Origin of the sequence: Pseudomonas sp. P42, assembly GCF_017973755.1 — a bacterium.
Lineage (GTDB): Bacteria > Pseudomonadota > Gammaproteobacteria > Pseudomonadales > Pseudomonadaceae > Aquipseudomonas > Aquipseudomonas iridis.
The window spans coordinates 183195-203166 of the sequence record NZ_JACOPU010000004.1; the positions used below are offsets into that span (position 1 = coordinate 183195).

The 19972-nt window shown below is 59.8% G+C and carries 17 protein-coding genes; 11 read left to right on the top strand and 6 right to left on the bottom strand.

The features are described 5' to 3' along the window. Positions 1-45: 45 nt before the first annotated feature. From H8B20_RS13975 to H8B20_RS14025, 11 genes are all read left to right on the top strand, one after another. On the top strand, positions 46-1047 hold the full coding sequence (locus H8B20_RS13975) for a YcaO-like family protein (RefSeq protein ID WP_228732688.1): 1002 nt from the start codon (positions 46-48) through the stop codon (positions 1045-1047). 211 nt (positions 1048-1258) lie between these two features. After that, positions 1259-2968, top strand: coding sequence for an ATP-binding cassette domain-containing protein (locus H8B20_RS13980; protein WP_210623517.1), 1710 nt, complete (start codon positions 1259-1261; stop codon positions 2966-2968). 198 nt (positions 2969-3166) lie between these two features. Further along, positions 3167-4126: an AAA family ATPase gene (locus tag H8B20_RS13985; protein ID WP_003218556.1), complete on the top strand. Its 960-nt coding sequence runs from the start codon at positions 3167-3169 to the stop codon at positions 4124-4126. Positions 4127-4131: 5 nt separating this feature from the next. Continuing rightward, positions 4132-5076 carry a DUF58 domain-containing protein gene (locus H8B20_RS13990; RefSeq protein ID WP_042559487.1) on the top strand — a complete coding sequence of 315 codons (945 nt, stop codon included), beginning with the start codon at positions 4132-4134 and terminating at the stop codon, positions 5074-5076. Beyond that, positions 5073-5570, top strand: coding sequence for a DUF4381 domain-containing protein (locus tag H8B20_RS13995; RefSeq protein WP_042559488.1), 498 nt, complete (start codon positions 5073-5075; stop codon positions 5568-5570). The genes H8B20_RS13990 and H8B20_RS13995 overlap by 4 nt, the downstream gene beginning before the upstream one ends. After that, a complete protein-coding gene (locus tag H8B20_RS14000) occupies positions 5563-6642 on the top strand; it encodes a vWA domain-containing protein (RefSeq protein WP_042559489.1) in 1080 nt (359 codons plus the stop codon). The genes H8B20_RS13995 and H8B20_RS14000 overlap by 8 nt, the downstream gene beginning before the upstream one ends. After that, positions 6639-8375 (top strand): tetratricopeptide repeat protein, encoded by a 1737-nt coding sequence (locus tag H8B20_RS14005; RefSeq protein WP_210623518.1) that lies wholly within the window; start codon positions 6639-6641, stop codon positions 8373-8375. Before H8B20_RS14000 ends, H8B20_RS14005 begins: the two co-directional genes overlap by 4 nt. Beyond that, a complete protein-coding gene (locus H8B20_RS14010) occupies positions 8372-10009 on the top strand; it encodes a BatD family protein (protein ID WP_210623520.1) in 1638 nt (545 codons plus the stop codon). Before H8B20_RS14005 ends, H8B20_RS14010 begins: the two co-directional genes overlap by 4 nt. A gap of 209 nt (positions 10010-10218) precedes the next feature. After that, entirely contained in the window at positions 10219-11463 is a 1245-nt protein-coding gene (locus H8B20_RS14015) for an exonuclease SbcCD subunit D C-terminal domain-containing protein (RefSeq protein ID WP_115147062.1), read from the top strand. Further along, positions 11460-15101, top strand: coding sequence for an AAA family ATPase (locus H8B20_RS14020; RefSeq protein WP_210623522.1), 3642 nt, complete (start codon positions 11460-11462; stop codon positions 15099-15101). Before H8B20_RS14015 ends, H8B20_RS14020 begins: the two co-directional genes overlap by 4 nt. Next, a complete protein-coding gene (locus tag H8B20_RS14025) occupies positions 15098-15682 on the top strand; it encodes a glutathione S-transferase (protein WP_210623524.1) in 585 nt (194 codons plus the stop codon). Before H8B20_RS14020 ends, H8B20_RS14025 begins: the two co-directional genes overlap by 4 nt. Before the next feature lie 8 nt (positions 15683-15690). Here the strand turns inward: H8B20_RS14025 and H8B20_RS14030 are convergent, their stop codons facing one another. The 6 genes from H8B20_RS14030 to H8B20_RS14055 form a co-directional block, all read right to left on the bottom strand. Next, complete coding sequence (locus tag H8B20_RS14030) at positions 15691-15948, bottom strand: hypothetical protein (protein WP_042559497.1); 258 nt, start codon at positions 15946-15948, stop codon at positions 15691-15693. Continuing rightward, entirely contained in the window at positions 15945-16157 is a 213-nt protein-coding gene (locus H8B20_RS14035) for a hypothetical protein (RefSeq protein ID WP_042559498.1), read from the bottom strand. Before H8B20_RS14035 ends, H8B20_RS14030 begins: the two co-directional genes overlap by 4 nt. A 259-nt stretch (positions 16158-16416) precedes the next feature. Then, entirely contained in the window at positions 16417-16596 is a 180-nt protein-coding gene (locus H8B20_RS14040) for a hypothetical protein (protein ID WP_042559499.1), read from the bottom strand. 156 nt (positions 16597-16752) lie between these two features. Next, positions 16753-17928: a lactonase family protein gene (locus H8B20_RS14045; RefSeq protein WP_210623525.1), complete on the bottom strand. Its 1176-nt coding sequence runs from the start codon at positions 17926-17928 to the stop codon at positions 16753-16755. Beyond that, positions 17915-18226, bottom strand: a complete 312-nt coding sequence (locus tag H8B20_RS14050) for a DUF5629 family protein (protein ID WP_038368119.1) — start codon at positions 18224-18226, stop codon at positions 17915-17917. Before H8B20_RS14050 ends, H8B20_RS14045 begins: the two co-directional genes overlap by 14 nt. A 165-nt stretch (positions 18227-18391) precedes the next feature. Continuing rightward, positions 18392-19972 carry an aldehyde dehydrogenase (NADP(+)) gene (locus H8B20_RS14055; protein WP_210623527.1) on the bottom strand — a complete coding sequence of 527 codons (1581 nt, stop codon included), beginning with the start codon at positions 19970-19972 and terminating at the stop codon, positions 18392-18394.

A 19972-nucleotide genomic window follows, 5' to 3' on the forward strand; every position in this document is an offset into this window, starting at 1 on the left:
AAGTGCCGGAGAAACCCTCCGGCATTTATACTATAGGAGACTATTATGTCTGAGCGGGAGTTTTGCCCTTTTGTAGCGCAATCAAAAATTGAGAAAATAATACGTTCCTTAGATCTAGAGGCGATTACACGCTATACCGACAACCACAAACTGGTAGCAGTTGCCGAGCTTTTTGACAAGTCCAATGCCGCAGTTGAAGCTGGAGCAGGCAAAGGGCCAAATTCGCTTGTTGGAGCACTTGCTGAAAGCGTCGAACATTACTGTGCACTTCAATTGAGCCCTGCAGAATCGAGCATCCAGCAATGTGCCTTTATCTCGAATCAGCACGCTGCCAGCCACGATGGATTCCTGACGAACTTGCGATTCAAAAATGAAGCAATAGATTGTTTCAAACTAACAACACTGGATAGAACGGAGGACCTCTTCATTCCAAGCGTCCTGCTTCGCCCAAAGCTCCATGATCAACCACGTAGCGAAGCAGGCGAAGCCCATCTTTTTTTGAGCCGCTACTCCTCCAACTCAGGTTCTGCTTTCGGCTGCACTCAAGCTGAGGCACTACTGCACGGCGCAAACGAACTCATCGAGAGACATGTTTTATCAAAATTATTTCTGGCAATTTGTAGTTTGGGCCCTTCCATTACCTTGTACAGGCCGTCGAGCGCTCTGCTAGCAAGGTCTTTACAGAACGCACCCCACGCACTAGGGCTTGCAGAAAAACTACAAATCATCGTTGTACGCAGCTCAATGAATAGTTATTTTTCTATTGCGCTTCCAAAATCTGGCCCAGGTGATTTCCATCTATCCCCAATCGGCTCAGGAAACTCTCTAGATATACAAATTGCGATCCAACGGGCAGTCACGGAACAAATTCAAGCAAGTGCGCTTTATGATGCTCCACAAGAAAAAATTGACAGAAAAACATTCGCTTTTCTTGCCAACTCTAAATCTCTCCGCCACCTGATAGATTTCGAGCCCATTAGGGCTTTAAAGCTTCCGCCAATCGATGAACCACCACCCACCTTACCCCAAGTGTTCCGTTACAACTAAAAACCCTGAACAACAACATCACAGACTCAGGCCGGAAACTTTACTATAGAGTCATTACCGACTTTCCCGGAAACGGCATTGTTTGCCAAAGCTATATACCTGGCCTTGAACGCTTTAACATTATAAGAAATGGATGCCTGGTAGCACCACAAACCATCTTGCGTCAATTACCCGCAAAATAATGTTAGCGCTACACCACAGAAGACATTCAATGCAGACGCTCATCAGAACCGCTTGCAAAAAACACGCATGGCTATTGATCTCAACCATCACAACAGTAATAGCGCTGAAAGTCCTTGCACTAGCACCGCCACTGCTCCTAGGCAAAGTAATTGACGCACTAAACAGTCAAACCCCAACAGCGCTCAACCCACTGTTATTATTGACGGTGGCGATAACCCTAGCCGGATGCATTCAAGCTGCAATCAATCCGTTGCAAATCTATTTCCTTTCCAAGTTGGTGCAACAGGTAGTGATGGATGCCTCAATCGACTGGATGGCACAGTTGATGCGCAAAGAGTTCCAGCAATTCAACACTTGGCGTATTGGCCATTTCATTAAGTCAGTAGAGCGTGGAATTACCGCTCATGAGCAATTGCTGACGTTTTTCATCACCACCGGTTTGCCGCTGTGTCTGGAGTTCATCATCGTCGGGCTGGCTTTTTATTACATGGGTGGGGCAGGTATTTTTTTGGCAATGACTGGCATGGCGATCCTTTACTTGCTTGCCGCCCACCGAATCATCAAATGGCGCAGAAAGCACATTGATGCAGTTAATGAGCAGGAGGACGAACTAAGTGCGCTGCTTTTCAGCACCCTGAATACCGGCAAATCGATAAAGCTGGAAAGCGCCGAGCACACGGCAACTCAACCCTTGAACCATGCCTTCCGGCAGTACGCCAAAGCGGCAGTGACGGTGGCCAGTTCCGGAGGGTTCTTGAGTGCAGCGAAAATCCTCTTTGTCAGCTTGTCTACTGGAGGGTTGCTGGGTTGGGGAGTCATTGACCAGTTGTCAGGCGAGCCAAGTATTAGCGTTGGCCAACTGGTAGCCGTATTCGCCATTGCCGGAAGCTTTTTGCTCAACATCTCAGCGCTGACTGAAGGTTATCGAGTGCTCGATCAGTTTCTGGCGGATCAGCGAAGACTACGCAACCTGCTGTCACTGCCAGACTTTGATGATGACAGTCGACAAGCCGATATCACGTCGCAGAATGAGTCGACGCTCGTCCTTCAGCCCTGCACCGTCAGCGTTAACAACGCTGTTCAGTTGACCATCAGCCAAACCATGACGTTTTACCAAGGGCAGTCGGTTGCGATTACTGGCCCCAGTGGGGCCGGCAAATCCACCTTGCTTGAAACGCTGGCCGGGCTCAACGCCTCAGTGAGAACTCATGTGAGTATCGATGAGGTGCAACTCTGCGATCTGAACGCCCAGACACATCTGCAGGTGTTGAGGTATTGCCCTCAGTCGCCGCAGTTTCTAGAGGGCAGTTTTGCCAAGTCAGTTCTGTTTGGCATGGATCTATCGCCAGACCTGCACCTGGCGATTAAACGTTTAAATCTTGAGGACATTGTTTCGCTACGCAAACTCACCGAGAACGCCTCAAATATTTCCGGTGGTGAAGCGAAACGCCTGTCTTTGCTTCGCCTGATAAACAGGCCGGGGCGGTTCAATCTGTTCGACGAACCCAGCGCCTCCATTGAACCGAAGTTGGCCGCACCGGTTTGGGATCTTTTGTTCGATACGTTTGCGACTCGCGGATTGATCTGTGTCACCCATGATGTCGACCACCTGTACCGCTTTGATCGGGTCATCGTCATGCAGAACGGCGCGATCATTGAAGATGGTTCCTGGCAGGAATTGGTCGATACAGTCGCAATTAAACTTCTGTTAACTGATCTTCAGATGGTTGAGGAGTAAAAACGTCAAAAGATCGCAGCCTTCGGCAGCTCCTACACGGGATCGCATTGCAATGCAGGAGCTGCCGCAGGCTGTGATCTTTTGCGCTTTTCTACAAAATGCCGTTAGTCGCCACCCCCCGCGATGGATTAAAGTAACGCCCCCAGCCCCGGCGTTATCCTTGCGCCTGTGGCCACCCCTTTCCAGGAACAGTCACCGATGGAACATCGTGAAGCGCTGCTGGCGCTGCGAACCTTTCTTTCAACGCAGATTCTCGGCCAGGAAAAACTTATCGAGCGTTTGCTCATCGCCCTGCTCGCCGACGGCCACATGCTGGTCGAGGGCGCTCCGGGTCTGGCCAAGACCAAAGCGATCAAAGAACTCGCCGAGGGCATCGAAGCCCAGTTCCATCGCATCCAGTTCACCCCCGACCTGCTGCCTGCCGACATCACCGGCACCGAGATCTATCGCCCGGAAACCGGCAGTTTCGTGTTTCAGCAGGGGCCGATCTTCCACAACCTGGTGCTGGCGGACGAAATCAACCGGGCCCCGGCCAAGGTGCAATCGGCGCTGCTTGAAGCGATGGCCGAGCGCCAGGTCAGCGTCGGGCGCAGCACCTATGAGCTGTCGCCGCTGTTTCTGGTGATGGCCACGCAGAACCCGATCGAGCAGGAAGGCACCTATCCGTTGCCCGAAGCGCAACTCGACCGCTTCCTGATGCACGTAAAAATCGGTTTCCCCGACGCCGCCGTCGAACGGCGCATCCTCCAGCAAGCCCGTGGCGAAGCGCTGAACGGCGAGACCAAACCCGAGCGCCGGGTCAGCCAGCAGGCGATCTTCGCCGCCCGCAAGGAAATCCTTGGCCTGTACATGGCTGACGCCGTGGAGGAATACCTCGTGCAACTGGTCATGGCCACGCGCACACCGGCCAAGTTCGACCCGGAAATGGCCGAGTGGATCGCCTATGGCGCCAGCCCGCGGGGTTCGATCGCCCTCGACCGCTGCGCCCGGGCCCACGCTTGGCTGGCCGGACGCGACTTCGTCAGCCCTGAAGACATTCAAGCCGTACTGTTCGACGTGTTGCGTCATCGCATCATTCTGTCGTTTGAGGCCGAAGCCGCCGGCATCGATCAGGATCGGGTGGTGCAGCGGATTCTCGACGTCGTAGCCGTCGCTTGACCCCCATGAACGCCCCTCTGCCGTCCGAACCGGGCATCCGCGTCAGCCTCGCCGAACTGATCGAGATGCGCCACCGTGTGCGCGAAGTGCAGCTGTTTTCCACGCCGAGCCAGCGCAGCCCGTTGATCGGCTTGCATCACTCGAAATTCCGCGGGCGTGGCGTCGACTTCGATCAAGTGCGGGTTTATCAGGCCGGCGACGACGTGCGCACCATCGACTGGCGCGTCACCGCTCGCACCCAGGAGCCGCACACCAAGCTGTTCCATGAAGAACGCGAACGGCCGATCTTCATCATGGTCGAGCAAAGCACGCGGCTGTTTTTCGGCTCGGGGCTGATGTTCAAGTCCGTGCTGGCGGCGCAAGTGGCGGCGTTGATCGGCTGGGCCGCGCTGGGCCATAACGACCGGGTCGGCGGCCTGGTGTTCGGCGACAACGAGCACTACGAAATCAAGCCACGACGGAGCAAACAGAGCCTGCTGCAACTGCTCAACCGTCTGGTGAAGGTCAACCAGTCGCTGCACACCGAGCGCGAACCGGATCGCGACACGCTCGGCGTGGCCCTGCGCCGCGCCCGTGAGGTATTGCGTCCGGGCAGTCTGGTGATCGTGATTTGCGATGAGCGTGCGCTCTCCGACAGCGCCGAGCAGCAACTGAGTCTGCTCTCGCGGCATTGCGACCTGCTGATGCTGCCGCTGTCCGATCCGCTCGATCACGCCTTGCCCGCCGCCGGTCTTTTGCGATTCGCTGAAAGAGGCGCGCAACTGGAACTCGACACGCTCAATTTTGACTTGCGCCAGACCTATCGCGCCCAGGCCGAAGCACGTATCGCCCGTTGGGAATTGCTCGCGCAAAAGCTGCGGGTGTTGCTGATGCCGCTGAGCACCCAAAGCGAGATGGTCGAGCAGATGCGCGAGTTCCTCAATCCGCAGCGACCGGGGAAAGGTCGATGAACGGCCTCGAACAACTGCAACCGCTGATCTCCCCGCCCCCGATTGCCTTCTGGCCGCCGGCGCCGGGCTGGTGGTTGCTGCTTTTGTTGTTGCCTCTGCTCGGCTTCGCCGTGTGGCGCCTACGCCGTTTCATCCCGATGAAAAAACGTCCGGTCGTGCGCGCCGAACAGCCGCTCGACCCGGTGCGCATCGCCGCCCTCGCCGAACTGGCACAAATGCCCAAGCCCTACGACGGCGCTCCGGCCGGGGCCTGGCTGCAACAGCTCAACGGCCTGCTCAAACGCCTGTGTCGCAACCATTACCCTTATAGCCAGAGCCACACGCTCAATGGCCGCAAATGGCTGGCCTTTCTCGACAACCGTTGCCCGGCCGCCGGGCTGACGCGCTGGATGGTGCTGGTTGAAGGCGCCTACAAACCGGAATGCAAACTCGACGACAAAGCCATCGCCGGACTGACCCAAGCGGTCGACACCTGGATTCGCAAGCATGTTTGAATTCGCCTGGCCGTGGATCTTCGTCCTGTTGCCGCTGCCGTGGCTGATGCGCCTTGTGCTGCCGGTGGCCGACAGTGGCGAGCCGGCATTGAAAGTCAGTTTCCTCTCCGACCTTGAAGGCCTTGCGCGTCGTCGAGCTCGGGCCAATCTGCCGGCGTGGCGCCAACAGGCACCGTTCATTTTGCTGTGGCTGCTGCTGTTGAGCGCCGCTGCACGCCCGCAATGGCTTGGCGAACCACTCCCGATTGCTGCCAGCGGCCGTGATCTTCTGGTCGCGGTGGACGTGTCCGGATCAATGGACTTCCCCGACATGCAATGGCAGGACGAGGACGTCAGCCGCCTGACTCTGGTGCAACACTTGCTGGGTGACTTCCTCGAAAGTCGCGACGGCGATCGCGTTGGCCTGATCCTGTTCGGCAGCCAGGCCTATCTGCAAGCACCGCTGACCTTCGATCGCCACACCGTGCGTGTCTGGCTCGACGAAGCGCGGATCGGCATCGCTGGCAAGAACACCGCCATCGGCGACGCCATCGGTCTGGCCCTGAAACGCCTGCGCCTGCGTCCGGCGCAAAGTCGTGTGCTGATTCTGGTCACGGACGGCGCCAACAATGGCGGCGAAATCGACCCGCTGACCGCGGCGAAACTGGCGGCCAGCGAAGGCGTGAAGATCTACCCGATCGGCATCGGCGCTAATCCGGAAGACAGCGGATCCACCGCGTTGCTCGGGGTCAATCCGAGCCTGGACCTCGACGAGCCGGCGCTTAAAGCGATCGCTGAAGTCACCGGCGGCCAGTATTTCCGCGCCCACGACGGCAAAGAACTGCAAGCAATCAAGGACACCCTCGACCAACTCGAGCCGGTGACCCAGCAACCGACCCAGGCACGACCGGCGCAAGCCTTGTATCACTGGCCTCTGGCATTGACCCTGTGGCTGAGCCTGCTGTTAGTCGCGCGTGAATTGTGGCCGGACAACCCGCTGCAACGCCTGTTCAACAAGGAGCTGTACCTGCAAAGTCCGCTGCCTGACTGGCGTGAGCGCCTCAAACGCTTGCGTCTGCGGAGGCGCCGATGATCGCCCTCTGGCCGCACTGGTTCCGTCCGTGGTGGTTGCTGTTGCTGCCGCTGTTGGGCTGGCTGATCTGGCAACTCTGGCATCGGCAAAAACGCGCTGGTCGCTGGCAGATGATTTTGCCGCCGGCATTCCACGCCACCCTGCTCAGCGGCGGTAGTGGTCGCGACAGCAAGCTGCCGTGGGTCGCTCTGGGCGTGGCATGGCTGCTGACGATTCTGGCGCTGCTCGGGCCGAGTTGGGAGCGGGTAGAGCAGACCAGTCAGAAACCTGCCGATCCATTGGTGGTAGTGCTGGAACTGACCCCGGAAATGCTCGCCACCGATTCGCCGCCGACGCGACTGGAACAGGCGCGACGCAAACTCTTCGATCTGTTGCAGGCACGCAGCGATGCGCAGACCGCCATTGTCGTCTACGCCGGCAGTGCGCACACGCTGGTGCCGCTGTCGGATGATTTGGCGACCAGTCGCAACCTGCTCGACGCCCTCAAGCCTTCGCTGATGCCGCAAAGCGGTCATCGCGCTGACCTTGCGGTGAGCAAGGCGCTGGCATTGCTGAAACAAGGTGCGCTCGGCCAGGGCCGGATTCTGTTGATCAGCTCATCCCTGAATGAAGAAGAGCGCCAAGGTATTCGCCGTGCCCTGAGCGGTGAGTCGGCGCGCCTGTTGATGCTCGGCGTCGGCACCGCTGAAGGCGCACCGATTGCCCAAGAGGACGGCAGTTTCCTCAAGGACGAACAAGGCGCGATCCGCGTGCCGCAACTCGACAGTCCGGGCCTCAGCGCTTTCCTCAACAGCGTCGGCGGCGACTATCACGTCGCACGGCTGGACGAAGGCGATCTGGGCGCCCTCGGTTTGCTCAATGGCCCGCGCAGTTTGCGCGACGACGGTCAGACCGTGCGCCTCGACACCTGGGCTGATCAGGGTTACTGGCTGCTGTTGCCGCTGTTATTGCTGGCGGCGTGTGCCGGGCGTCGCGGCTGGTTGTTCTGTCTGCCGCTGCTGTTCTGCCTGCCGCAGCCCAGCTACGCTTTTGACTTCGAAGACCTGTGGCTGCGCCCCGACCAGCGCGGGCTGCACCTGCTGAAGCAGAAACGCCCCGCCGAAGCGGCGCAACATTTTGCCGATCATCAATGGCAAGGGGTGGCTTTGTACGAGGCCGGCGACTACAGTGGCGCCGCCCAGCGTTTCGCCGAAGGCAGCGATGCCCGCGCCCACTACAATCGAGGCAACGCGCTGGCGAAAAGCGGTGAGCTGGACGCCGCCATCGATGCCTATGAACAGGCCCTGGAGTTGCAACCGGACTTGCGTCCGGCGCAGACCAACAAGGCGCTGGTGGAAAATCTGCTGAAGCTGCAAAAAACACCACCGCCCGCTGAACCGGAGCCCAAACCGACGGAGCAAAACCTGCCCGGCGATGAACCGCCGCCAGCGACCGCGCCGCCACCTGCGGTACAAAGTGAAACCCGCAGCGAGTCTCAGCCCCCCGAGTCGGCCAGCGAACCACCACCGACCGCCCCGCCGCTGCCAGGCCCCGACGAATTGCCCGGCAGTGACGAGGAAGAAGAAACGAACACCGTGCCGACGCTGCGTCCCAGCGAGGACAACCTCGAAGGCGAGCAACGTCAGGCACTGGAACAATGGCTGGGCAAGATCCCGGATGACCCCGGCGAATTGCTGCGACGCAAATTCTGGTACGAACAGCAACAACATCAGGATCAGGAAAACATTCGATGACCCGCTTCACCGTTCTCTTGCTGCCCCTGCTGATCTGCACGGCCACCGCGCACGCGGCCGAGTTGACCGCCAGCGTGGATCGCAGTCGCCTGAATTCCGGCGAGACGGTCGAACTCACCCTCGAAACCAACGACGTCACCCAATTCGGCAAACCCGACCTGACACCGCTCGAGCCGCTGTTCGAAGTACGCGGCACGCGGCAGGTCAACCAGTTGAACACACTCAATGGCGACAACCGCGCCACCACGCGCTGGATCATCACCCTGTTGCCAAAGGAAAACGGCAGCGTGCTGATACCGCCGCTGCAAGTGGGCGATGTCCAGAGCCAGCCGATCACCGTGCAAGTGGTCGAAAGCGATGTTCGCGAGGACAAGAACAGCCTTGATCCGGTGTTCATCGAGGCCAGTCTCGATCAGTCCAGCGTCTACGTGCAGGCCCAGGCGATCCTGACCCTGCGCATCTACCATTCGGTGTCGCTGTACGACGACAGCAGCCTGACCCCGCTGCAAATCGCCGACGCGCGCGTCGAGCAACTGGGTGACACGCGCACCTACGAGAAAGACATCAACGGCGTGCGCCATGGCGTGATCGAAATGCGCTATGCGATCTACCCGCAGCACAGCGGCTTGTTGACCATTGCGCCGCAGACGTTCAGCGCAACGCTGGTCGAGACTCAGCCCGCCCAGGACTCGACCGCACAAGGGCCAAAACCCGGCAAGCTGATGCGAGTCAGCTCTGCGCAAATCCCCCTCACGGTCAAACCCAAGCCGCTGACCTACCCGATCGATGCGCCATGGCTTCCAGCCCGCAGCTTGAGCCTGAGCGAAAGCTGGAACCCTGAGCCAGAACACACTCAGGTCGGCGACTCGCTGACACGCAGCCTGACCCTGAAGGTCGAAGGTCTGGCCAGCTCTCAATTGCCCGCCATGCCCGCCACCGAAGTCAACGGCCTGCGGCGCTACCCGGATCAACCGGTGCTGAGCAACCAGAGCAGCGACCGTGGCCTGATCGGCAGCCGTGAAGAGCGCGAAGCGCTGGTCCCGAGCCGCAGCGGTTTAATCGACCTGCCAACAGTGGACGTGGTGTGGTGGAACACCTTCGAGGATCACCTGGAACACACAAGCTTGCCGGCCCGCACCCTGCAAGTGGCCAACAACCCGAGCCTGCAAGTCGACACCCCGACCGGCAGCCTGCAACCAAGCGCGGTCGACAATGATGTGTTGTGGTGGTGGAAACTCAGCACGCTGATCCTGGCCTGCACCACCCTGCTCGGCTTCGGTCTTTGGTGGCGTGCGCGCTGGCAACCGGCGATCCTGCGCGCCACACAAACCGGCCCGAGCCCGCGCACATTGATGGACGACATCAAGCGTGCGAGCCAGGCCAACGACCCCCACGCAACCCGCCAGGCACTGGATGCCTGGGCCCGTCAGCAACCGGAGACGCTGGCGGACATGGCGGCGCGGTTTGTGCCGTTGTCGGATGCGCTGGATGGGCTCAATGGTGCGCTGTACAGCGAGACGGGGCAGCACTGGCAAGGCGAGGATTTGTGGCGGGCGATTCGCACGATTCCGGCGGCTGAACGGGTGCAGGATCCGGTGGGTGACAGCGGGCTGCCGCCGCTTTATCCGAAGTAAAAATCAGAGGATCGTAGCCTTCGGCAGCGCCTGCAGGACATCATTGTTCACCCCGCCATTTCGGTGTGAACGGCCACCCTGCGGGCTGCGAACTCCAGATCCATCAAGCCTTTGGGCAAGTCTGCGCTTTTGCCAGTAAACTCTCCCCTCTTTCGCCGCCCCTCATTTCCCCGCGGCCATCACCTCTTTTATCTGTTGCGGAGTCCACCTTGCGTCTGTTTCACACCTCCGACTGGCACCTTGGGCAAAACCTGCACGGCCAGGAGCGCGATTTCGAGCATGCGTGCTTCCTCGAATGGCTGCTGCGCCAGCTGAAACTGGCACAGCCGGATGTGCTGTTGATTGCCGGTGACATCTTCGACACGGTCAATCCGCCGGTCAAAGCCCAGGAACGCCTCTACGATTTCATCGTCAGCGCCCACGAGCAGCAACCGTTGCTGACCATCGTGATGATCGCCGGCAACCACGACTCCGGCTCACGGATCGAACTGCCCGCGCCGTTGATGCGCCGTTTACGCACCCACGCTTTGGGGCGGGTGCTGTGGCTGGATGATGGGCAACTGGATGCCGAACGCCTGCTGCTGCCGTTGCCGGATAAAACCGGCGAAGTCGCCGCGTGGTGCCTGGCGCTGCCGTTCCTGCGCCCGGCGGAGGTGACCGGCGCGCATCTGGGTGACAACTATTTGCGTGGCATCGGCCAAGTGCATGAATGGCTGATCGAAGCGGCCAACGCCAAGCGCAAGCCGGGCCAGGCGCTGATCGCCATCAGCCATGCGCACATGGCCGGTGGTTCGGTTTCGGAAGACTCGGAGCGCAGCCTGATCATCGGTAACGCCGAAGCCCTGCCCGCCAGTCTGTTTGGGCCGAGCATCAGCTACGTCGCCCTCGGCCACTTGCACAAACCGCAGAAGGTCAACGGTGAAGAGCGCATTCGCTACAGCGGCTCGCCGATTCCGTTGTCGTTCTCCGAGATTGGTTATCAGCACCAGATTCTCGATATCACGCTGGATGGCGAAACGCTGGTCAGCGTCGAACCGAAACTGATCCCCCGCGCTGTCAACTTGCAGCGCATCGGTCCGGCGCCGTTGGCGGAAATCCTCGTGCAACTGGCGGACTTGCCGAACGTCGATCTGCTGGCCGAAACCCAGCGCCAACCGTGGCTGGAAGTGCGCGTGCGCCTTGACGAGCCGCAACCGGATCTGCGCCATCAGGTAGAAACCGCCCTGCAAGGCAAAGCCGTGCGTCTGGTGCGCATCGCCGCCGAGTACGCCGGCAACCGGGGCGCCGATGGCGTGGAGGACGGCACCGCGTTGATCGAACTTGACCAGCTCACGCCCCAGGAATTGTTCAGCCGCGCGTGGCTCGACAACTACGGCAACGAGGTCGATGAGCAAACGCTCAAGGACTTCGCCGAACTGTTGCAAGACGTGCAAATGGAGGGCGAGCAGCCATGAAGATTCTCGCCATTCGTTTGAAAAACCTCGCCTCGCTGGCCGGGCCGTTTGAAATCGACTTCACCGCTGAGCCGCTGGCCAGCGCCGGTCTGTTTGCGATCACCGGTCCGACTGGCGCCGGTAAAAGCACCCTGCTCGACGCCTTGTGCCTGGCGCTGTTCGGCGCCGTGCCGCGTTTGAACAACACCGGCCGTGACGCCAAAGTCCCGGATGCCGACGGCGAAATCGCCACCGGCGACCCGCGCACGTTGCTGCGTCGCGGCACCGGTGAAGGCTACGCCGAGGTGGATTTTGTCGGTATTGATGGCCGTCGCTACCGTGCGCGCTGGGAAGCCAATCGTGCACGGGAAAAGGCTGGCGGCAAGTTACAGGCCAGCAGGCAAAGCTTGCGCGACATCGATCAGGATCAACTGCTCGCCAGCCAGAAAGGCGAATACAAGACTCAACTGGAGGCCGCGCTGGGCCTGAACTTCGAACAGTTCACCCGCGCCGTGCTGCTGGCCCAGAGCGAGTTCAGTGCCTTCCTCAAGGCTGACGACAACGATCGCAGCGAACTGCTGGAAAAACTCACCGACACCGCGCTGTACACCCAGCTCGGGCGCCGCGCCTTCGACAAGACCAAGGAGGCCCGCGAAGCGCACAAGCTGTTGCAGGATCAGGCCACCGGCGTCACCCCGCTTGCGCCCGAAGCGCGGGCGGAACTGGATGAGCGTTTCAATGCCGCACAGCAACAACTGAAAGTGCAGCAGACGCAGCTCAAGCAGCTTGAACAGCAGCACGGCTGGCTCAAGGAGTTGCGCCTGTTGCAGGAATCGCAGCAGGCCGCCGCCGAGCAACTGCACAGCGCGCGACAACAATGGGAAAGTCTGGCCGGCGAGCGCGTGAAACTGACGCGCCTGGAGCAGCTCGGCCCGCAACGTCACCAGTTCGCGCGCAAAACCGAACTGGATGCGCTGCTGACACCGCTGGCTGCACAGATTACCGCGCATAATCAGCAACACGCAGAACTGAGCAAGCAGCAGACGCTGCTGGAGCAAAATCTGGCGGCGGCGAAAGTCGCCCTGAGCGAGGCACAACAGCGCCAAAGCGAGAATACCCCGCTGTTGCGGCAGGCCTTTGAAGAGCAAAGCACCCTCACCCGTCTGGCCAAAGAAGCAGCCAGCAGCGCCGATGCCAAACAGCGTGCACAGCACGCCTGCACCCAAGGCCAGAGTGACATACAAGCCTTGTTGGAAAAGCAGGGCCAGGTCGCTGAACGCCTGCAACACATCGCCGCAGGACTTGAGAAAAGCGCGCATCTGGCGCCATTGAGCGATGCGTGGAATGCCTACCGCGATCGTCTGCAACAGCTGATGCTGATCGGCAACCGCTTGAACAAGGGTCAGGCCGAACTGGCCTCGCTCGAAGAGAGCGCCGCGCGCAACGCTGAGGCATTTGCCGCACAAAAGCAGCAGCTCGAAGTGCTGTTCAAGGAGGCCGGCGCCGAACCCGATGCCGTCGCCGAGCAGATCGGCATTCTCGGCAATCTGTTGCAGGACAATCGCAAGCAACTGCGCGCCTTCGAAGACCTGTCGCGCCTGTGGGCCAGCCAACAGGAGCTGCACAAGCGCAGCGGCGAGCTGCAACAACGCCAGCTCAGCGCCCAGCAGGAACGTGAGCGGCTGACCCAGGACGGCGTAAAAACCAAGGCTGAACTGACCGTCGCCGAACAAACCCTCAACGTCACCCGCGAACTGCTGGAGCGTCAGCGTCTGGCCCGCAGTGCCAGTGTCGAAGAGCTGCGCGCGCAGTTGCAGGACGATCAGCCCTGCCCGGTCTGCGGCAGCAACGAGCACCCGTATCATCAGCCCGAAGCGCTGCTGCAAAGCCTTGGTCGCCACGATGAAAGCGAACAGGCCAACGCCCAGCAAGTGGTCGATCAGCTCAAGGAAAAGCTGGTTGAACTGCGCGCCGAAGTTGGCGGTGTCATTGCTCAGCAAAAAGAGCTGCTGCAACAACAGGAACAATTGGCCGCTCAGCAACAGGCGCTGGCGCCGAGCCTCGACGCTCATCCGCTGTCCGCGCAGTTGCATAATCAGGACGCCGAGAAACGCGACGCCTGGCTCACCCGCCAAAACGAGCAACTGAATCAGAGCATCGCTCAGGACGAACAACGCCAAGGCGCCCTGCTCACCCTGCAACAGGACGCCGCGCGCCTGACCCAGCAACTGCGTCAGGCCGAAACCGCGCATCAACAAGCGGCGCAGCACTTGAGTAACCAGCAGCGCGAGTTGAGCAGTGATCGCCAGCGCCTTGATGAAGAACTCACCGCGTTTGGCAGCCTGCTGCCGGCGGACACTCTCGAAGCCTTGCGCCTGGAACCGGCTGCGACGTTCATGCAGCTCGACCAGCAGATTGCCGAGCGCCTGGCGCAAGTCGAGCAGCAGAAGGAAGAACTGGCCGAGCAGCAACAACGTCAGCAAACGCTGGAGAAGGAACAGGATCGCCAGCAGACCCGCGTGCAGCAATCGCAAGCCGCCGAACAGCAATTCAATGCGCTGGCCGAGCAACAACAGGCTTGCCAGCAAAAACTCACGCAACTGCTCGGTGAGCACAGCAGCGCCGAGCACTGGCAGCAGCAACTCGAACACGCCGTTGAACAGGCGCGCAACGCCGAAACCGGCACGGCTCAAGAACTGCAAAGTATCGGCACGCAACTCGTGCAGATCGCCGCCGAACTCAAGGCCCAGCGTGAACGTTTGCAAACGCTGGAAAGTGAAGACAAGGATCTCGCCGGCAAGATTGCCGACTGGCGCGCCCGCCATCCCGAGCTGGACGACGGCGGTCTCGAAGATCTGCTGCGGGTCGATGACGCGCAACTGGCTGAATTGCGCCAACACTTGCAGCGCAACGAAAAAGCCATCGAACAGGCCAAAGTGCTGTTGCAGGAACGCGATCAGCGTTTGCTCGATCATCAGGCGCAGCACAACGGCAATCTCGATGCCGAACAACTCGCCAGCGCCCTCGTTGACCTGCAGAACCAGTTCAACGTCAGCGAGCAGCAATGCGCCGAATTGCGCGCCGAACAGGCTGAAGACCAGCGACGACAGAACGCCAATCAGGCACTGGCGCAGCAAATCGCCGACGCCTACGCCGAGTACCAGCGCTGGGCACGTCTGAGTGCGCTGATCGGTTCGGCGACGGGCGACACTTTCCGCAAGATCGCCCAGGCCTACAACCTCGATTTGCTCGTGCACCACGCCAACGTGCAGTTGCGCCAACTGGTCAAACGCTATCGCCTGAAACGCGGCGGCAGCATGCTCGGTCTGTTGGTGATGGACACGGAGATGGGCGACGAATTGCGCTCGGTGCATTCGTTGTCCGGCGGCGAGACGTTCCTGGTCTCGCTGGCCCTTGCGCTGGGCCTGGCATCAATGGCGTCGAGTACGCTGAAAATCGAATCGCTGTTTATCGACGAAGGCTTTGGCAGTCTTGATCCGGAATCCCTGCAACTGGCGATGGATGCCCTCGACGGCTTGCAGGCGCAGGGCCGCAAGGTCGCGGTGATTTCCCACGTGCAGGAGATGCACGAGCGGATCCCGGTGCAGATTCAAGTGCTGCGCCAGGGCAACGGACTGAGCACGCTGGAGGTGAAATGAATACGCTGTATTCATTCCGCCGCTGCCCCTACGCCATGCGCACGCGAATGGCCCTGCGTTATTGCGGCGTACCGGTGGAGATTGTCGAGGTCAGCCTCAAGGCCAAACCCGCCGAGATGCTCGCGATCTCGCCCAAAGGCACGGTGCCGGTGCTGAATGCGGACGGTCGGGTGATCGATGAAAGCCTGGAAATCATGCGCTGGGCGCTGGCACAGAATGATCCGGAGGATTGGTTGCTCAGCGGTGATGCTCGGGTTGCCGAGTTGATCGAAGCCAATGATCAGGTGTTCAAGGTCCATTTGAATCGCTACAAATATGCCGAGCGCTATCCCGAGCAGCCGATGGAAGTTTATCGGGCCGAGGGGGAGATGTTTTTGCGCAGGCTCGAAGAGTTGCTTGAAGGGCGCGATTACTTGCTGACGGATCATCCGAGCTTGGCAGATGTGGCGTTAATGCCGTTCGTACGCCAGTTCGCCCATGTCGATCGGGAGTGGTTCGCGCAAACACCGTACGTTCGTTTGCAGGCGTGGCTTCAGCGATTCCTCGAATCCGAGCTCTTTACCTCGATCATGAAGAAATAACCACGGGGTCAGGCCAAAACCTGGCACATGCCGAGGGCCGAGCAATCCACTTCGAACGGCCCGAGGAAGTTCGCTGCGGCCTTGCTCGGCGGATTGCCGGCCAGCAGCCCCAGCGTATTCGCCCGCTCAATGTCGTGGGCGATGTTGTGATTGGCCTCGATGGCCCGCGCCAGCGCTCCCACCGAGCCTTGACCAATACCCAGCAACGATGCGCCGTTAGTCATCAATGCGAGACTGGCGATAACCCAAAGCCTGTAGCCTTTCATGCGCCGCCGACTCCTGCGAGTTCCGCCGGGTCGACCATCACGCTTTGCGAGCGGTGTTCGAACTGAATACCGGGACTTGCGACCTGAATCGGTGCGTCGAAGCTGTGTTCCATCTGCGATGAGATGCTGACGATCAGCACCAGCGCCAGGTAAAGGCCGATGGCCAGGTAGGCGCCGAATTTGGCAGAAGAGATGATTGTGCTGGCCATGGTGTTCTCCCGTGGGCATGTTTCGATGCCCACAGAATCGATCAAAAAAGCTGTGGCAACCACTCAGGGTTTCCCATAGTGAACATCAGCTTCGTTGATCATTAAGCCAGTCTATTTCGGCGTTGAATAAAACCTATGACACAAGGATTTTTCGCACACACAAGCGTGTAGGAGCTGCCGAAGGCTGCGATCTTTTGACGTTGAGGATCAAAAGATCGCAGCCTTCGGCAGCTCCTACAGGGGAGTTTTGCCTGTGTGCTCAGTGTTGGGCTTTGTGATCCAGCGCAGCGTAGAAGTTGGCGCTTTGTTGCAGATATTTCTGGGTGTAGCTCTGGGCGTGGGATTTTTTGCCGTTGATCTCGACGTTGGCACTGGCTGGCAGAACCACGGTGGCGGAGATGGCGGACGCGGCGATGACGGAGAAGAGATTGAAGTTCATGGCGGTAACCCTCGTGTTCGGTTGGCTTGCTTGCCCGGTTGGGCTGTGGAGCCAACTTAACGCTCGAGGGTTGATCGCTTGAAATGCTTTGTAACAGTAGCAGTTATCAGCGCGATTAATACATAGAGACAGGCCCCGTGAATCGGGGCCTGTGGCTTATTGTCGCACTACAAACTTGAGATCGCTGGGCGCATCCATCGGCAGTTTCTGCACGGTTTTACCGAGCAGGCCGGTCTTGCCATCGCGTTCAACGACGACAATCTCATTGCTCTTCTGGTTGGCAATCAGCAGGAATTTGCCACTCGGGTCGAGACTGAATTCGCGCGGGTGATCACCGTCCACCGAGCGTTTTTGCAGTTCCTTGAGCTGGCCGGTGGCCGGATCAATGCTGAACACGACCAACTGATTGGCGGTGCCACGGTTGCTGACGTAGAGGAATTTACCATCAGCGCTGGCATGCAAAGCAGCGGCTGCCTTGTCCGAGGTCGGCTGGCCAGCCGCCAGATCAACCAATTGCGTCTGGGTCAGCACACCATCGTTGTAATCGAATACGGCGACTTGAGCGCTCATTTCCATGGTCAGCCAGGCGTGTTTGCCATCAGCGCTGAACAGCAGGTGACGCGGACCACTGCCCGCTGGCATAGGCACGGCAGCGGTTTTCGCCGGTGTCAGTGGCAGCTCCGGGTTGGCCTTCGGGTCGAACTGGTAGATGAAGACCTTGTCCGCGCCCAGATCATTGGAGAACACGTAACGGCCGTCCGGCGAAGAGACCGTCGAGTGCACATGGTTCGACGCCTGACGCTCGGGGTTGACCCGGCTCGCCGGGTGCGCGCTCATCTGCACCACCGGTTTGAGTTTGCCGTCTGCGCCTACCGGCAACACCGCCAGGGTGCCGCCCGGGTCTTCCATCACCGAATAGTTGCTGACGAACAAATGGCTGGCGTCATGGCTGAGGCTTGAATGGGTCGGCTCGTTGCCCAGGCTTTGGACTTGATTGATCAGGCTAAGCGCATGGGTTTTCGGATCAATCGCATAACTGCTGACGCGACCGACCGGATCGGTCTGGCCTGGACCGTTTTCGTTGACCACAAACAAGCGTTTCTGGTCTTTGGACAGAGTGAGCCACGACGGGTTTTCGCTTTTCACCACTTGCAGTGGTTTGGCTTCGATCTGACCGGTGGCGCTATCGAAGCTCATCCGATAGATGCCTTGGCTGGCGCCGGCAGTGTAAGAGCCGACCAGCAGCTGGAAGCTTTCAGCGGATGCACTGGAAAGGCCCATCGCACCGACGCTGCCGGCCATCAGCAACGGCCAGAATTTACGCATTTTCATCAGTTTCATCCTCGTCGTCGCTGCTGCTGACGACGTCGCCGTGGCAGACCAGGCGGTGTTCGCCGATAGCTTTGGTCTCATTGAAATAACCGACGATCAACCAGCTCTGCAGAGAATCATCGAAGGTGGCTGCAGCGACCTGCGCCGGCGTGAATTCCCAATGCTTGGCCGCTCGGCCATCAATGCATTCGATGTGCAGATTGTCGTCTTCATCGAGGGCGAATTCGAAAGCGTGCAGGCCGTCGATTTCGACCATACCGCAGTGTTCGAGGGCGTTGAGAAGGGTTTGGGCAGTCATGGTGAACAGTCTTTCTAGGGGGGAAAGAGCGAATGATAGCTTATTGTCGATGCAGATCCCTGTGGGAGCTGGCTTGCCAGCGATAGCAATCTGTCTGACACATCAATGTTGGATGTGCCGCAGTCATCGCTGGCAAGCCAGCTCCCACAGGTCATGCGTGTTGCCTTACAACGCTTCGCGCGAAGGCTTGCCATCCACCAGGCGCTGGATACGCAACGGGTTGGCGTTTTTCAGCGGTTCCGGCAGCAAGCTGTCGGGGTAGTTCTGGAAACACACCGGACGCAGGAACCGATCAATGGCCAGTGTGCCGACCGAAGTGCCACGGGCATCGGACGTCGCAGGGTACGGGCCGCCATGGACCATCGAATCACACACCTCGACACCGGTCGGATAGCCGTTGAGCAGGATGCGCCCGACCTTCTGTTCCAGCAGCGGCGTCAACTCCGCGAACGCTTGGAAGTCCGCCGGCTCGCCGATGATCGTCGCCGTGAGCTGCCCGTGCAAACCGTTCAGTGCGGCACTGAGTTGCGCCTGATCAGCCACCTCGACAATCACCGTGGTTGGGCCGAAGACTTCTTCCTGCAGCACTTCATCGCCGTTGATCAGCAGGCTGACATCCGCTTTGAACAGCTGCGGCTGCGCTTGATTGCCCTGCTGCGAATTGCCGGCCAGATGTTCGATGCCCTGGTGCGCGAGCAGCTTCTGCAAGCCGTTGCCGTAACTGCCAAGGGTGCCGGCATTGAGCATGGTTTGCGCCGGTTGGTCGCCGATCAGCCCTGCAACCTGTTGCACGAATGCGCTGAACTCAGGCGAGCGAATACCGATGACCAACCCCGGATTGGTACAGAACTGACCGCAGCCCTGCACGACCGACGCGGTGAGGTCGCGAGCGACGCTTTCCGAGCGAGTGGCCAGCGCCTGCGGCAAGATGATGACCGGGTTGATGCTCGACATCTCGGCAAACACCGGGATTGGTTGCGGGCGTGCCGCAGCCATGTCGCACAACGCACGTCCACCCTTGAGCGAACCGGTGAAGCCAACAGCCTGAATCGCCGGATGCTTGACCAGCCACTCGCCGACGCCACCGCCATAGATCATGTTGAACACACCCGCTGGCATCTCGGTTTTTTCCGCCGCGCGAATCAGTGCATCAGCCACCAGCTCGGCCGTGGCCATGTGACCGCTGTGCGCCTTGAACACCACCGGGCAACCGGCCGCGAGTGCCGATGCGGTGTCGCCACCGGCAGTCGAAAACGCCAGCGGAAAATTGCTCGCGCCGAACACGGCGACTGGACCGAGGCCGATGCGGTACTGACGCAGATCCGGGCGCGGCAATGGCTGGCGATCCGGCAACGGCAGGTCGATCCGCGCGCCATAGAAATCGCCACGGCGCAGCACTTTGGCGAACAAACGCATCTGGCCGCTGGTGCGACCGCGTTCGCCCTGAATGCGCCCAGCCGGCAACGCGGTTTCGCGGCAGACCACGGCGACGAAATCATCACCGAGCGCGTCCAGTTCGTCGGCAATCGCGTCGAGAAACTGCGCACGACGCTCAGCGCTGAGGCTGCGATAGGCCGGGTAGGCGACAGCGGCGGCTTTGGCGGCGGCGTCAACTTCTTCGGCCGTGGCCTGGCTGAAATCGTGAGGCAGTTGTTCGCCCGTCGTCGCGTCAACGCTTTGCAGTTTGACGTTGCCGGCAGCGCTACGCTGACCGCCGATGTAGTTGTGACCGAGAATCTGAGTCAT